We start from the raw sequence: 14,737 nt of genomic DNA, 5'->3' as shown, positions 1-14,737 counted from the left end.
ATACACCTCTCGCCCTGCGGGGCTTCAGCGCCGGTCAATCCAAGCCCCTCCGGCGATTGAGGAGCGGGGTCTGGGGCGGAGCCCCAGGGTTTGTCGCCGGGTGCGGGTTTCGTTGTGGCTGAGCGCGCGGTTCCCCGCGCCCCTGACGGGGCTGGTCTCGGCGCCGGCAATCCAAGCCCCTCCGGCGCGCCCCCTGCCGGGAAGGGCAGGGGGCGCGCGATCGGGGTCGGGGGTCAGGTGGCGGGGGTCAGGTGACGGGTGAGGAAACCGGTGGCGCCTTCGCCCGCGTGGGCGGGGACGCCGGTGTGGCCGCCCATGTTGGCGTGCAGGGACTTCTCGGCGGAGCCGAGCGCGTCGAACAGGGCGAGGGAGGCGTCACGGTCGTTGCCCTCGTCGTCCCATTGGAGGAGGACGTGTACGGGGATGGTGACCTGGCGGGCTTCTTCGAAGGTGGTGCGGGGCACGAGGCTGCCGGCGAACAGGACGGCGGCGGCGACGCGGGGATCGGTCAGGGCGAGGCGGATGCCGAGGGAGATGATCCCGCCGGAGACGCCGACCGGGCCGGTGATCTCGGGCAGGTCGAGGAGGGCGTCGAGGGTCCGTCGCCATTCGGGGACGGCCTGGTCGGCCAGGGGCAGGACGACCGCCTCGATGACGGCGTCGGTGACGGGTTCGCCGGCCTGCATCACCCGGCGCAGTTCGGCGCGGGCCTGGTCGAGCGCGGGCAGGCGCGGCCGGTCGCCGCTGCCGGGGAGTTCGATGGCGGCGGAGGCGAAGCCGTCGGCGGCGGCGTGCCGGGCGCGGGCGGCCAGACGCGGGTGCATCGCGCCCAGGCCGAGCGGGGGGAGGCCGAGCAGGATCAGCGGGGCCGGGCGGTCGCCGGACGCGGTGCTCGGGGTCCACAGGACGCCGGGGATGCCGGGGGCGTCGGGCGTGCCGCCCAGGGTGAAGGTGCGTTCACGGGTACGGCCGTCGTCGAGGACGTGCCCGGGAGTGAGGTGAAGCTGCATGGTCGTGCCTTTCGGGAGTGCACAGTGACGGCGCTCCCGGACGACGCTTGCCTATCGCCCGACCGTGTCCCTGGAGGGGAGCACCCATGTCGTGATCGTGTCCACGGGTACCACCTCCTCGTCTGTGTCTCGCACGGCTCGTGGAGACGGTAACAACACATGCCGCCCGCCGCCAAACGGTTTTCGGCGCACTCCGCGCACCGAGGCCCTGCCGGGGTCCCGGCGTGTGAGGGGCGTGTGGGGGCGCGGGCCCCGCCGCCCGGGTGGGCGCGGGGCGGCTTCTACGATCGGGGCGCGCGCCGGGGTGTCGTCGCGGCCGGCCGGTCACCGGGGTCGCAGCGGGGGTCGGCGGGGTGGGCGGGATCGCGGGCGGTGGCGTTCGGTCGGGCTTCGACCGGGCAGAAGTCGGATTCACGAGGGAAAGGCTGATGGCCGATGCGTATGCGGAATGTGGGGGCGGTGGCCGCGGCGGCGCTGGCCGCGGTGGCGGCGCGGGACCTGGTGCAGAAGAAGCACGCGCTGCTGCGGACGTATCCGGTGGTGGGGCATGCCCGGTACCTGCTGGAGCGGATGGGTCCCGAGCTGCGGCAGTACGTGGTGACGTCGAACGACGAGGAGCGGCCGTTCAGCCGGGACCAGCGGACGTGGATCTACGCGTCCGCGAAGGAGGAGAACAACTATTTCGGGTTCGGTACGGACAATGACGTGGAGCATGTGCAGGGTCACGCGTATGTGAAACACCGTACGTTCGCGGGGCCGTTGCCGGACATCAGTGATCCGCAGGCTCCGCTGCCGTCGGCGAAGATATTGGGCGGTCCGCGCGGCCGCGCGAAGGCGTTCCGTCCGGCGAGCGTCGTGAATATCTCCGCGATGAGTTTCGGTTCCCTCTCGGGCGCGGCGGTGACCGCGCTGAACAAGGGGGCCGCACTGGCCGGCGTCATGCACAACACGGGTGAGGGCGGCCTTTCCCCGTACCACCGTCATGGCGCCGATCTGGTGCTGCAGATCGGGACGGCGTATTTCGGGTGCCGGAACGAGGACGGCACGTTCAGCCTGGAGAAGCTGAAGGAGGTCGTCGCCTCGGCTCCGGTGAAGGCGATCGAGATCAAGCTGTCGCAGGGCGCGAAGCCCGGGCTCGGCGGCATGCTGCCGGGGGCGAAGGTCACGCAGGAGATCGCCGACATCCGGGGTATCCCGGCCGGGAAGGACTGCGCTTCTCCCAGCCGTCACACCGCGTTCCACGATGTGGATTCGATGCTCGATTTCGTCGAACTCCTCGCCGCCGAGACGGGATTGCCGGTCGGTATCAAGAGCGCGGTCGGCGACATGGAGTTCTGGGAGGAACTCGCCGCCCTGATGCGCGGCGGTGAGCGCGGTGTCGACTTCATCACCGTGGACGGCGGCGAGGGCGGTACGGGTGCGGCGCCGCTCATCTTCAGCGACTCGGTGTCGCTGCCGTTCCGCATGGGGTTCTCGCGGGTGTACGGGACGTTCGCCGAGCAGGGTCTGACGGACCGGGTCACGTTCATCGCCTCCGGCAAGCTGGGGTTGCCGGAGAACGCGGTGGTGGCGTTCGCACTGGGTGCGGACATGATCAATGTGGCACGTGAGGCGATGCTGTCGATCGGCTGCATCCAGGCGCAGAAGTGTCACACCGACACGTGCCCGACGGGCATCGCCACGCAGAACCCGTGGCTGACGCGCGGCATCGACGCGCCGTCGAAGGCGACACGGGCGGCGATGTATCTGCGCACGCTGCGCAAGGAGTTGCTCAAGGTGTCCTCGGCGGTCGGGGTCGCGCATCCGTCGCTGATCACGCCGGAGGACATCGACGTCATGAACGGCGACTACGAAGCGCGCAGCCTCGGCAGCGTCTACGGGTACAAGCCGGGCTGGGCGGGGTCCGGCAAGGGCGACGAGTAGCGACCGGACGCGCCTCGGGCCCGGCGGAGGGGTGTCGTCCGCCGGGCGAGGCTGGCACGCTCATGCCATGACCAGGGGCGGGGACGACGGGCCGGGGAGTGCCGGGGCCGGCAAGGACCGGCTCCTCGTACGCCGGTGGATGGAGAGCCGGGAGCGGGTGGTGCCGCCCGATCCGTTCATCGAGGGGCTGCGTCTGGTGCGGTTCTACGGAGGCGTGCTCATCGGCATGGTCGTCAAGGTGCCGCTGTTGACGTCGGGGCGGTTGCCGGTGTCGTGGTGGGCGGTCGACAGCGGGGTGCGGCTCCTGCTGGCGCCCGCCGTGCTGGCGGTCACGACGCTGTGTGTCGTGGCGGTGTACGCGACCCTCGTACGGGCGCAGCTCGGGGACGGGTGGGCGCGGCGCAGGCTGCGGGGGCCGCTGGTGGCGCTCGAGGCGTTCTTCGGGCACGTGGTCCTGGCCGCGGCCGGCTTGACGGCCGTCTGGTTCGCGGGGGTCGCGCTGTACGGCGAGGACGTCCCGCCCGCCAGGACCGGGCTGTTGCTGCTGGTGGCGCTGGTGGGGGTGTACACGGCGGCGCGCGGCGTGGGGTTCGTGCTGTACGCGGTGCCGGCGCTGTCGCGGCACATGTTCCGCACGGTGGAGCTGCATCCCGCACTGCCCGCGGTGATCACGATCGTGTTCGCCTGGGTGGTGGCGGCGCAGGACGTCCTCTTCTCGGTCGCGCCGGGGCCCCGGCTGTTCGACCTGCTCTCGGTGGGCGGCGCGGCGACCACGACGCTGGTCGCGTGGGTGGAGATACGGCGGCTCGCGCGGCGGCACGGGTTCCGGCTGGGGCAGGTCGGTGGTGGGGGTGTCGGGGTGCGGGGCGGGGCCTCGTCGTCGGCGGTGTGAGGGGTGCGCGGGGGCGGCGTCGATATCCTGGTGCGATGGCGGACACAAGCGGCGGCGAGGCTCCCATCGACAGACGCTCCACCCGGTGGCAAGGGCACAAGGCCCAGCGTCAGGAGGAGTTGGTGGACGCGGCGGTCGCCCTCATCGAGGAGGAGGGCACCCGGTTCCGTGTGCAGCGGCTCGCCGAGCGGGTGGGGCTGCCGCGGTCGGTGCTGTACCGGCACTTCAAGGACCGCGCCGCGCTGGAGGGGCTGATCCGGCGCAGGGTCGTGGAGTCCTTCATGGGGCGGATGGAGCCGACGCTGTCGTTCGAGGGGACGATCGAGGAGTCCGTGGAGCGGGTGGTGGGCGCGCATCTGGACTGGGTGGCGCAACATCCGCGCCTGTACGCGTACATGGGCGTCGGCGAGCACGCGATGGGCGACGGATCGCTGGTGGCCGACGCGAAGACGGCCATCGCGCTGATGCTGAGCGAGCGGTTCGGGGACGTGCTGAAGGCGCTCGGGGTCGAGGCGGCGCCGATCCGGTCGGTGGCGATCGGCATCGTGGGGTTCGTGGACACGGCGGTGAACCAGTGGGTGCGTGACCCTCAACGCGAGCAGTCCGAGGAGGAGTTGCGGGCGATGCTGTGCCGTTCGGTGTGGGCGGTCCTTGACGCGACGCTGCGGGAGCTGGGGGTCGAGCTGTCCCCCGGGGACCGGGTGGCGGAGCTGGGGGCGTAGGGAGGCGTCGCGCCGGGTCGCCGCGGCGGGCCGCCCGGCCGGGCCCGCCGCCGTTCCGCGCGCAGCGGCACGGGGGCGGGCACCTGGCCGAAGGGCCGATCGGGCAAGGGGCGTTCGGCGCGCTTCACTCCACGCGTGGAAAGAAGCCGGGTCGGAGCGCCTACGCGGGTCTCAGGTGGCGGGTGTCTTCGCCGCCGCGCGGAGGGACGGCGTGTCGGTGAGTTTGACCCGGGGGCGGGAGTGGGCCCGGCCGGCCTGCCGTTCGGTGTCGTCTATCGCGCGCCACGCCTCAAGGCCGAGGCCCTCGGGCAGTGCGGCGGAGACGGCGGCGGGAGCGGTGAGGCGGCCGTTCGCGTGATCGTCCAGGAGGGACGCGACGGTCTCCTGGGCGCAGGTCTTGTTGGTGCCGATGAAGCCGGTGGGGCCGCGCTTGATCCAGCCCGCGACGTAGACGCCGGGTTCGACGCGGCCCGCCGTGTGCGGCACGGTGGCGGTCGCCTCGTCGAAGGGCAGGCCGGGCAGGGGGCGGGCGCGGTAGCCGACGCTGCGCAGGACCAGACCGGTCTCCAGGCTGTGCGGGGTGCCGGTGGCCTCGGCGCGTACGGTGCCGTCCTCGGCGGTGCGCAGCCGGGTGGGCGTGACGTGCAGGGCCCGTACGGCGGTGTCGCCCTCGATGCGCAGGGGGCTGGTCAAGAAGCGCAGGACGATACGGCGGCGGCCCGGGGTCGGGGTGCGGGCGGCGAGGGCGCTCAGCAGGCGCAGCTTGTCGGCCGCCTCGGGCCCGGCGGCGGCGTCGGGCGTGAGCGCGGCGGCGTCGGTGTCCGTGTCGAGGAGGACGTCGACGTCGTCGAGGGCGCTCAGGGCCAGGAGTTCGGGGACGGTGAACGCGGCCTGCGCGGGGCCTCTGCGTCCGAGGACGACGACTTCGCGGACCTTGCTCGCGCGCAGGGCGGCCAGGGCGCGGTCGGATATGTCGGTGCGGGCGAGGGTGTCGGGGTCGGCGGTGAGGACGCGGGCGACGTCGAGGGCGACGTTGCCGTTGCCGATGACGACGGCGCGTTCGGTGTCGAGGGGGTAGTCGTCGTCGGCGTGGTCGGGGTGGCCGTTGTACCAGGCGACGAAGTCGGTGGCGCTGACGCTGCCGCGCAGGTCCTCGCCCTCGACGCCGAGGCGGCGGTCCCCGGCCGCGCCGACCGCGTAGACGACCGCGTGGTGGGCGCGCAGCAGGTCGGCGTGGGTGACGTCGGTGCCGAACTCGACGCCGAGGCGGTAGGTGAAGCCGGGCTGCGACTCGATCGTGCGGAACAGCTCGGTGACCTGCTTGGTGTCCTGGTGGTCGGGCGCGACGCCGGCGCGGGCCAGTCCGTACGGGGTGGGCAGACGGTCGTAGACGGTGACGCGGACACCCGGGCGGCGCAGGAGTTCGTCGGCGGCGAACAGTCCGGCCGGGCCCGCTCCGACCACCGCCACGGACAAGTCGCCTGTCGGCAGCGGGCCTTGGCGCGGGACGACGTACATGGGGGTGCGGTCGGCGTGCGGGTTGGTCCGGTAGTACGCGGCGTTCAGTTCGAGGAAGGGCAGTTCCTTCTCGCTGAGCGCGGTGTGGGGCTTGAGCGCGTCGACCGGGCAGGCGCTCGTACAGGCGCCGCAGTCGACGCAGGTGGCGGGGTCGACGTAGAGCATCTCCGCGGTGCCGAACCCGGGCTCGGAGGGTGTGGGGTGGATGCAGTTGACCGGGCAGGCCAGCACGCAGGAGGCGTCGGCGCAGCAGGATCGGGTGACGACGTACGGCACGGCGGGCTGGTCTCCGTTCGAGGGGTCAACACGGTTCGTCGGGGCGGGTGTCGAAGGGACTGCCGCGCGGGCGATGCGGGCCGGCCGAGCGGTTCGGGGGCGGCCGCTCCCCGGCACCGGCGGATCAGGAGGCCCGCAGGCCGGGGGCAGTCGAGCGGCGGCGCCGACGGGTCAGTCGGTCAGCGGGGCCGGTTCGCCGCGGAAGCGGGCCGGGCGGCCGTCGATGCGCAGGGCCTTCCACACCGGGCGGGACACCTTGTTCATCAGGCCCAGGTCCTCGGCGAGCATCCGGACGTCGGAGAAGAGGTCGTGGAGCATCTTCTCCCCCGCCTCCGACTTCCAGAACACGTCCTTGACCACCCAGTCGGGGATGCCGACCTCGGCCGCCGACTTGCGGTCCGGGATCATGATGACGTCGCACAACACCCGCATGATCAGCGGGAACAGGACCGACAGGGCCGCCCGCCGCGTCTTGCCGAAGCGCGGCACGCGCATCCGCAGGAACTCGTGCGCGAAGGAGATGTGCCGGGCCTCCTCCGCGATGTGGATCTGCATGATCCGCTGCGGCAGGGGGTGGACCGGCTCGCCGCTGCGCAGGGCGGCCTTCTGGAGGTGGTCGATGGGCTCCTCCCCCGCGAGGATGCCGGTGAAGAACGCCTCCGGATACAGCGACCCGGCCAGCGGCAGGAACCGGCTCACCTTGCGGAACCAGCGCTTGCCGCCCGCCGTGTCCACGCCGGTGCGGTTCACCAGCTCCTGGAACATCTGCGTGTGGTGCGTCTCCTCGGTGATCTCGTGCGTGAGGTAGCGGAACTCCGGGTCCCTGTTGCGCAGTTCGTACAGGTAGTCCAGCGCGCCGCGCATCAGGATGTTCTCGAACTGCATGCCGACCTTGGCGATCACCGCCCAGCGCCAGATCCCGATCCGGATCTGCGTCTCCAGCGGCTGCTCCCGGTACCAGGGGTGCGCGCCGAGCGCGTCGGCGGAGGTCAGGACCCAGCGCGGGTCGCTGCTGTCGACGGCGAACTCGGGGTCGTCCCACGGGATGTCCTTGAACGCGTTGAAGTTCACGTTCACGGAGCCCTCGGACAGGGTCCGCAGCCGGTCGTCGTAGACCTTCCTGGACAGGTTCACGTTCAGGGTCATCGTCGTCCTCGATGTCTCCTCGGCGGGCCCGCTCCGCCGGACGGGTCCGGGGGCGGGAACGAGCGGATGGGTGGGTGCTGTGCTGCTGCTTTCACGGCTCGGACGCGCGGGCGTGCGGGGCTGGGCGGCGCGCGGTCAGGCGACCCGCGAGGGGTTGGCGGCGCCGTCGTCGGCGCGTGCCTCGCCGTCGGCGGCGGGGAGGAGGCCGTCGCCCTGCGTCACGCCGGGCACCGGTTCTGCGGCCGGGACCGCGGCGGCGGCCGGCGTCTGCCCCGCCTTGGCGAAGTGCAGGACACCGTCCTCGACCGGCGCGTCCTTGAGCAGGGCCCGGTCGCGGTAGTAGTTGTTCCACAACCGCCAGGGCGCACGCGTCCCCTGACGGGGCATCACCTTGTCGGCGCGGGCGATGTACCCGGAGGTCAGGGCCTCCCCCATCACCGAGTGCACGGAACGGTCGGCGTCCGTCGCCACGGGCGTCACGACGTCCCACCCGCCGTTGCGCATGTGCGTCAGCAGGCGTGCCGTGTACGCGCCCGCGAGATCGGCCTTCAACGTCCACGAGGCGTTCGTGTAGCCGATCACCAGGGACAGGTTCGGCACTCCCTCGAGGAGGACCGCCTTGTAGAGCACACGGTTCGTGATGTCGACCTCCTGTCCGTCGACGCTCAGCCGCATCCCGCCCATCAGCCGCACCTTGAGCCCGGTGGCGGTGACCACGATGTCCGCCTCCAGGCGCTGCCCCGACCGCAGTTCGATGCCGTCGGGGGTGAACGACTTGATGTGGTCGGTGACCACCGACGCCCGTCCGCTCCTGAGGACCCGGAAGAGGTCGCCGCCCGGCACCACGCACAGCCGCTGGTCCCACGGCTTGTAGCGCGGCGTGAAGTGCCGCATGTCCACGCTCCGGCCCAGCCGTGCCCGTACGAGCCCCAGCAGCACCCGGCGCGCGAGGCGCGGGTAGGCGCGGCAGAACGCGTAACTCCCGCGCTGCATGGCGATGTTCCGCGCCCGCACGAGGCGGTGGACGAGCCCTGCGGGCATCCGTAGCGCCTGGAGGGCAGAGGTCAGCGGGTCCCGCTCCGGGAGCGCCAGCACGTACGTGGGGGAACGCTGGAGCATCGTCACGTGCGCGGCCCGGTCCGCCATCGCCGGGAGCAGCGAGATCGCCGTGGCGCCCGACCCGATGACGACGACCCGCTTGCCGTCGTGGTCCAGTCCCTCGGGCCAGTGCTGCGGATGCACCACCTCGCCCTGGAACCGCTCCAGGCCGGGCAGGTCCGGCCGGTACGGCTCGTCGTAGTCGTAGTAGCCGGTGGCGCCCACGAGGTAGCGGGCCCGGTACACCTCGCGGCCTCCGGTGGCCTCGTCGTCCACCACGGCCGTCCACCGGCCGGTGCGCGTGGAGAAGTCCGCGCTCACCACCCGCCGCCCGAACCGCACGCGATCCAGCACGCCTTCGTCGCGGGCCGCGTCCTCCACGTACGTACGGATCTCGTCACCGGCGGCGAGGACCCGCTTGTCGCGCCACGGGCGGAAACCGAACCCGAAGGTCGCCATGTCCGAGTCGGAGCGCACGCCGGGGTAGCGGAACAGGTCCCATGTCCCGCCCACGCGCGCCCGGCGCTCCAGCACCACCAGCGACACCCCGGGCCACTCGCGCACCACGTGCCGGGCGGCCGACACCCCCGAGATTCCCGCCCCCACCACGAGGACATCCACCTCTACGGCCTCGGGCGCGCCCGCGCCGGCCTCGGCGCCGGTGTTCGCGTCGACCTGCTGTCGCTTCATGACCGTCCCCACTCTCAGACCCGCGCCCCCGCGAAGCCGGGGGTACGGGACGCCCGCCCCGACACCACGACGACGACGGGACACGGACAACCGAACAATCCAACAGAACAGGCCGACCGACCGGCCGCGGCCCGCGCGAACCGACGAGGCCCCGCAGAGGGCCACACCTCAGCCCACCCCCAAAAAATACCTGCGACACGCTGTTTCAGATACCACCGGTAACGTGACACAAAACACACCCGCACCCCACCCACACAACCCGCACACCCGCCCTCCCGACGTCGCCACAGGTCAGGAGGAACGGGCCGCGCGGTTTCCGTACCACCGCGCGGCCCTTCCCCTCACCACACCTCTACAAGCCGCCCTCGGCCGGCGGGCGGCTCCGGCGCGTCACCGGATCACCGGTCCTCCGCCAGCGCCACCAGGCGCGCGAAGTGGCCGCCCGCGCCCACCAGTTCCTCGTACGAGCCCTGCTCGACCACGCGTCCCCGGTCCATCACCACGACCCGGTCGGCGAGCCGCGTGTTCTGCAGCTGATGGGTCACCACGAAAGTGATCCGCTCCCCCGCCAGCCGCTTGACCTGCGTGAAGATGGCGTGTTCGCCGCGTGCGTCCATCTGTGACGTGGGTTCGTCCAGGACGATGAGGGGCGCCCGCCGGTACAGCGCCCGGCCGCACACCAGCCGCTGCCACTGGCCTCCCGAGAGTTCCACGCCGCCCCACAACTCGCGGGCGAGCACGGTGTCGAGCTGCCGGGGCAGCCGCTCGACCTCGTCGCGCATCCCGACGGCGTCGATCACCTCCCACACCGCGTCGTCGTCCGCCGTCCTCGGCTGGCCGAGCGTGATGTTCTCCCGTACGCGCAACGGCCAGCACGCGAAATTCTGCGGCACGAGCGCCGTCCGCGACCACACCGAGGCGGGGTCCGCGTCCGCGAGGTCCACGCCGTCCCACAGGACACGCCCCTTGTCGGGGAGCAGAATCCCGGTGAGGGTCTTGACCAGCGTCGACTTGCCCGAACCGTTCTCCCCGACCACCGCGACGATCTCGCCCCTGCGCACGGTCAGCGAGACACCGGCGACCGCCGGGTCCTCCTTGCCCGGGTAGTGGCAGACGACCTCGTCCAGCCGGATCTCCTCCACGCGCGCGGGGACGACCGCGGACCCGCGCCTCGGCGCGCGCTCCTCGGCCATGTCGAGGAAGTCACGCATGTCGGCGAGGTAGAGCGAGGTGTGGAACAGGGCGGCGCCGTGGATGACGAACTGGTTCAGCGCGGCGAGCGTGCTCTGCAGCGCCACCACGGCGGTGGCGGCGACGGGCAGTTCCATGCGGCCGGTGGAGGCGAGCCAGGCCAGCGTGGCCCAGGTGCCGAGCAGGAACACCCCGCCCAGCGCGCTGGTGGCCAGCACGATCCGCAGCATGCGTGGCGCGGCGGTCAGGGTCCGCTGGTCGATGCGTTCCGACAGGGCGCGGTACCAGTGGACGAGGTAGTCCGTCATCCCGTTCGCGCGCACCTCGTCGCCGTAGCGGGAGTAGGTGGCGACCCAGCGCATCATGGAACGGACGTTGCGGTCGCCGACGTTGAGGTAGTGCGTCTCGTAGTCCACGCGCGCGCTGAGCACCGCGCCGGCCCCGGCGGGGACGACCGCCAGCAGGAGCAGCGGCAGCAGCAGCGGGTGCAGCGTCGTGATGACCGCGCTCGCCGCCAGCATCCGGATGAGCGCCGACATGAAGCGCTGGGTGTCCTGGACCATGGAGCGGGTGCGGACGACGCCGACTTCCGCGGCCTCCTGCCGGTCCGCGAAGCCGTCCTCGGCGTACACCGACGACTCGACGCGGCACACCCCTTCGACGAGCGCGACGTCCGCCGCCGTCATCAGTACGGGCGTGATGCGGCCGTCCGCGTACGAGGACAGCGTCGCGCTGACCCGTCCGGCGACGGCGGCCGCGGTGACGACGGCGAGGGCGGGCAGCGCGCCGTGCAGCCGTTCGACCACGTCGCCGTCGCCCAGGATGTGCCGCATGGCGCGGGCGGTGAAGGTGAGCAGCACGGCGGCGGCCACGCCGGTGACCACCTGGCAGGTCAGCAGCAGCGCCACGCCCGCGCGGTCGGCCGCCCACGCCATCTTCCCGCTCTGCGCGAGGACGGCGGGCAGACGTCTGCACATGGCTCCGAAACTGGCGCCTGCCAGCGGGTTCTTGCCGTACACGCCCTCGAACGTGAGGGTCGCCGGTGGGGGTGGCGGCGGTGGGGGCGGGGTGGTCGTCGCGGTGCCGGTGTCGGTCACTACGTCCCTCCTCAAGGTCGGCTGCCGCGCCTGGGTGGCTCGGCGGTGACCGGCATAACGACGCCCGCCCGGATTCGAACGCGCTCGATTCCGGACGGGCTGGAGACGTTGGGAGGTCTGCTGCGTAGGCCGAGCACCCCGGTGCCAGGGGCGCTTCCGAGGCGGGCAGATTGGCCGAATCGCCGAGCCGTGAAACCTGTGTGACGGGAGGGACTTGAGAGGTTCGGACGGGGTGGTGCGGGCGGTCTTCGAGCGTGCGGAAGGGCCGCGGTCTTGGCTGCGAGGTGGCGCAGAGGTGCGAAACGGCGGATGGGGCCCGCGGAGTCCGGGAACGGCACCTCATGGCCGCCGCCGGCTCCGCAGGCCCCATCCGCCTGCGTGGATCTCTGCGGGCCTGCGTGCGGCCCGCCACGTCACCTCGTGGGCGCGAGGTCCGTGATCTGCTTCGTGCGCAGGTCCGACTGCACCTTGATCTTCGAGACCTGCGGGTGATTTCCGTCGCTCCACGTGAGCGTGACGAGCGCCGTCGAATGTCCGGCGCCCGAACCGGTGTACGTCACCGCCCACTTCACCGGAACGTTCTGCGCGAACAGAATTCCGTCCGCGTGCTCCCTCGCCTCGAACGCCGCGACCTTCTTCTGTTCGGCGGCGGTCAGGTAGAACTTCTTGAGGGACTTCATCTGCGCGCCCGCGGCGGAACCGCCCGTCCACGCGGCGTCGATGTAGGCGCCGTAGAAATCGGCGACGCGGTCGGTCGCGTTCCGCGGGTCGCCCTGGGTGGCGGCGGCCGTGGTGCGGTGCGCCTGAGCAGGGGTCGGGCCGGCCAGTGCCGGGCTGATGGCAGCGAGTGAGACGACGGCCGCGATCGAACCGGCGGCGATCAGACGAGAGCGAACATTGACGCGCATGAGAGGGTGCCTTGCCTTCCCCGTACAAGGTGAATTTCCGCTCCGGGGCGGTCGGCCCCGGGCGCTTGGTCACTGCTAAAGATGTCCAATTCCGTGCCGCAGTTCCAGTAACGCCGGAGTTGTTTTGCGAATCTTGCAGGAGAATCGGTTCGCCGAAATGGTTGTACGGATGCGAGAAAAGGGCGGTAAAAATATTTCCAAGCGGCGGCGGGTCAAGCGTCGGCGGGCCCGGGCGGGCGGGCGCCGGGCAGGGGCGCGGACCGGCGGGCGCGGGCGGGGGCGACACCGAGCCGAGCCCCGGCACCCCCAACGCATCCAGAAGTTGGTACCTGGACGGGCGTCTTCCTGCGGAGCGGGTTCCGGGCGTGGTATCGGCGGGCGAACTGGCGTACGGGTATTCGGGTGAAGTCACCGGCCGGGCGCGCCGACACGGGCGCGGGACGCGCGTGGCGCCCCGGACGCCGTCCTACCGTGCGGCGATTCATCCGTTTCTCTCCGATCGGGGCATCCTCATGAGTCGTCTCTCCCTTCGCTCCACTGCCGCGACCGGCGCGGGCCTGCTGCTGTGCCTCGCGCCGCTGACGGCCGGGCAGGCCGTCGCGGCGGGGCACCCGCACGGCGCGGCGTCCTCGTCCTTCTCCTCCGCCGGCGTCTCGGCGCCGCGTCCCACGCTCACCGCCAAGGCGAGCGTGACCGCCATCAAGGCGTGGCAGCAGTTCCGTGTCTACGGCACCTCGACGCGGCTGCCCGCCGGGACGCGTGTGACGCTCCAGCAGATGCAGCGGGGCCACTGGGTCAGCCTGCCGATCCAGATGAACACCACGAGCGCCCACACGTACAACCTGCGGGTGAAGCTGGGCATCAAGGGCCTGAACAAGATCCGGATCGTGGGCGGCGGCGCCGTCTCCAACACCGTGCAGGTCACGATCCGTTGAGGCACGGACGGACCCCCGCTCTCCTTCTGCTCGGGAGGGCGGGGGCCCGTCGCTGTTCGTGGAGGCGGGGGCCCATCGCCGCGCGGGGGCGGGGACCTTCAGACGGAGTTCACCCTCTGGCCGTAAAGGTCGCGTAGAGATAACGGGTCTGATCCGAGCAGCCGTCGTGCCGGGGCGTTTCCGGGCGCCGCCGCACGGTCTACGTAAGGGAGTCTTCGTGCAGCGCAGAACCTTGATCACCGCGACCGCGGGAGCCGCCGGGGCCGCGGCGCTCGGCGGGGTCGCCGCCCTGCCCGCGTCGGCCGCAGGGAAGGGAGGCGGGGCGCCGGCGCCGGTGACGGCGTTCAACGTCGTCAGTGACATCCAGGGCGATCTCGGCGATCTGGCCGTGGCGTTGCGGGACATACGGGCCACCAACCCGAGCGGGTCGGGGCTCGCGGTCGCCGGTGACATCACACCGCGCGGGTACGACGCGGAGTACGCCGAGGTACGGAAGGTGCTGGCGCGGGAGCCGAAGCCGCGGGAGATCGCCTGGGCGATAGGCAACCACGAGTTCTACGTGCCGAAGTGGGCCGACCCGCAGACGCTGGCGCAGGCGTCCTGGCCGAACGGCACGACGGAGGACTCGCTGTTCCGCAGCTTCTACAACTTCGCCGAGCGGGGGCGGGTGTACGACGAGACGACGTTCGGCGGCATCCCCGTCCTCACCATCGGCACCGAACGCTACATGCACTACCACGACCCGAAGTTGTGGGACGAGGTGTGGCTGAGCGAGGCGCAGTTGCAGTGGCTTGAGGAGCGGCTGCGGTACTGGGAGCGGCGGCGCAAACCGGTCATGGTCATCACGCACCACCCGCTGCCCAACACCGTCTCCGGCACCCGCAACAAGCTGTACATGAGCGACTATCTCCAGGCGGACCGGCTGCTCGGGCTGCTCGGCCGGTACCGGGACGTGTTCCTGTTCAGCGGCCACACGCACTGGGACCTCGGCCTCTCGGACTGGTACGTACGCCGTGTCGTGCCCGGTACGGCGAACCTGGAGGGCTTCTCGGTGATTAACACGGGCGCCGTGCAGACCGGGTTCACGGACAACGGGCAGGGCGGCGAGAACACCGTGCCGGGCACCTTCAACCAGGGCCTCCAGATCGAGGTGCACCGCGACCGCGTCGTCGTACGGGCCCGGGACTTCGCCGCCGGGGCCTGGCTGAAACAGGTCACTGTGCCCCTGAGCACCAGGATCTGACGCCTCGCCAGATCGCGGCTCTCGACGGCCAGTTCGACGCTGGGGCAACCTGGCGTTCGCCTGACGGACAGGGGATTGACGGATACGG

General features: G+C 71.7%; 11 protein-coding genes. 5 read left to right on the top strand and 6 right to left on the bottom strand.

From position 1 onward, the window contains the following. Positions 1-233: 233 nt before the first annotated feature. The gene (locus tag ACZ7LY_RS16325) at positions 234-1,010 is read right to left on the bottom strand and encodes a dienelactone hydrolase family protein (protein ID WP_471625244.1); all 777 of its coding nucleotides are present in this window, start codon (positions 1,008-1,010) and stop codon (positions 234-236) included. A 435-nt stretch (positions 1,011-1,445) separates the two neighbouring features. Between ACZ7LY_RS16325 and ACZ7LY_RS16320 the strand changes: the two genes are divergently transcribed. The 3 genes from ACZ7LY_RS16320 (at position 1,446) to ACZ7LY_RS16310 (ending at position 4,547) form a co-directional block, all read left to right on the top strand. After that, positions 1,446-2,933: an FMN-binding glutamate synthase family protein gene (locus ACZ7LY_RS16320; RefSeq protein WP_471625243.1), complete on the top strand. Its 1,488-nt coding sequence runs from the start codon at positions 1,446-1,448 to the stop codon at positions 2,931-2,933. A gap of 67 nt (positions 2,934-3,000) precedes the next feature. Beyond that, positions 3,001-3,825, top strand: coding sequence for a hypothetical protein (locus ACZ7LY_RS16315; RefSeq protein WP_471625242.1), 825 nt, complete (start codon positions 3,001-3,003; stop codon positions 3,823-3,825). Between the two features lie 35 nt (positions 3,826-3,860). Continuing rightward, the gene (locus tag ACZ7LY_RS16310) at positions 3,861-4,547 is read left to right on the top strand and encodes a TetR/AcrR family transcriptional regulator (protein WP_471625241.1); all 687 of its coding nucleotides are present in this window, start codon (positions 3,861-3,863) and stop codon (positions 4,545-4,547) included. A gap of 171 nt (positions 4,548-4,718) precedes the next feature. Here the strand turns inward: ACZ7LY_RS16310 and ACZ7LY_RS16305 are convergent, their stop codons facing one another. The 5 genes from ACZ7LY_RS16305 to ACZ7LY_RS16285 all read right to left on the bottom strand — a co-directional run bounded on the left by ACZ7LY_RS16305 (position 4,719) and on the right by ACZ7LY_RS16285 (position 12,471). Continuing rightward, the gene (locus tag ACZ7LY_RS16305) at positions 4,719-6,341 is read right to left on the bottom strand and encodes an FAD-dependent oxidoreductase (RefSeq protein WP_471625240.1); all 1,623 of its coding nucleotides are present in this window, start codon (positions 6,339-6,341) and stop codon (positions 4,719-4,721) included. Positions 6,342-6,512: 171 nt separating this feature from the next. After that, on the bottom strand, positions 6,513-7,487 hold the full coding sequence (locus tag ACZ7LY_RS16300; RefSeq protein WP_471625239.1) for an AurF N-oxygenase family protein: 975 nt from the start codon (positions 7,485-7,487) through the stop codon (positions 6,513-6,515). Positions 7,488-7,622: 135 nt separating this feature from the next. Continuing rightward, complete coding sequence (locus tag ACZ7LY_RS16295; protein WP_471625238.1) at positions 7,623-9,275, bottom strand: flavin-containing monooxygenase; 1,653 nt, start codon at positions 9,273-9,275, stop codon at positions 7,623-7,625. A 398-nt stretch (positions 9,276-9,673) separates the two neighbouring features. Continuing rightward, entirely contained in the window at positions 9,674-11,563 is a 1,890-nt protein-coding gene (locus tag ACZ7LY_RS16290) for an ABC transporter ATP-binding protein (RefSeq protein WP_471625237.1), read from the bottom strand. A 413-nt stretch (positions 11,564-11,976) separates the two neighbouring features. Further along, positions 11,977-12,471 carry a hypothetical protein gene (locus ACZ7LY_RS16285; protein ID WP_471625236.1) on the bottom strand — a complete coding sequence of 165 codons (495 nt, stop codon included), beginning with the start codon at positions 12,469-12,471 and terminating at the stop codon, positions 11,977-11,979. A 512-nt stretch (positions 12,472-12,983) separates the two neighbouring features. Between ACZ7LY_RS16285 and ACZ7LY_RS16280 the strand changes: the two genes are divergently transcribed. After that, positions 12,984-13,406, top strand: a complete 423-nt coding sequence (locus tag ACZ7LY_RS16280) for a hypothetical protein (protein WP_471625235.1) — start codon at positions 12,984-12,986, stop codon at positions 13,404-13,406. Between the two features lie 217 nt (positions 13,407-13,623). Next, positions 13,624-14,649, top strand: a complete 1,026-nt coding sequence (locus tag ACZ7LY_RS16275; protein ID WP_471625234.1) for a metallophosphoesterase family protein — start codon at positions 13,624-13,626, stop codon at positions 14,647-14,649. Positions 14,650-14,737 lie beyond the last annotated feature (88 nt).

The sequence above is a fragment of the Streptomyces sp. NPDC107550 genome, from assembly GCF_055639095.1.
The sequence above is the reverse complement of the archived record's forward strand: the minus strand, read 5'-3'. Positions and strand labels throughout refer to the sequence as shown.

Coding starts and splice junctions, on each gene's coding strand:
- ACZ7LY_RS16325 (WP_471625244.1), bottom strand. CDS start 1,010: ATGCAGCTTCACCTCACTCCCGGGCACGTCCTCGACGACGGCCGTACC.
- ACZ7LY_RS16320 (WP_471625243.1), top strand. CDS start 1,446: ATGCGTATGCGGAATGTGGGGGCGGTGGCCGCGGCGGCGCTGGCCGCG.
- ACZ7LY_RS16315 (WP_471625242.1), top strand. CDS start 3,001: ATGACCAGGGGCGGGGACGACGGGCCGGGGAGTGCCGGGGCCGGCAAG.
- ACZ7LY_RS16310 (WP_471625241.1), top strand. CDS start 3,861: ATGGCGGACACAAGCGGCGGCGAGGCTCCCATCGACAGACGCTCCACC.
- ACZ7LY_RS16300 (WP_471625239.1), bottom strand. CDS start 7,487: ATGACCCTGAACGTGAACCTGTCCAGGAAGGTCTACGACGACCGGCTG.
- ACZ7LY_RS16295 (WP_471625238.1), bottom strand. CDS start 9,275: ATGAAGCGACAGCAGGTCGACGCGAACACCGGCGCCGAGGCCGGCGCG.
- ACZ7LY_RS16285 (WP_471625236.1), bottom strand. CDS start 12,471: ATGCGCGTCAATGTTCGCTCTCGTCTGATCGCCGCCGGTTCGATCGCG.
- ACZ7LY_RS16280 (WP_471625235.1), top strand. CDS start 12,984: ATGAGTCGTCTCTCCCTTCGCTCCACTGCCGCGACCGGCGCGGGCCTG.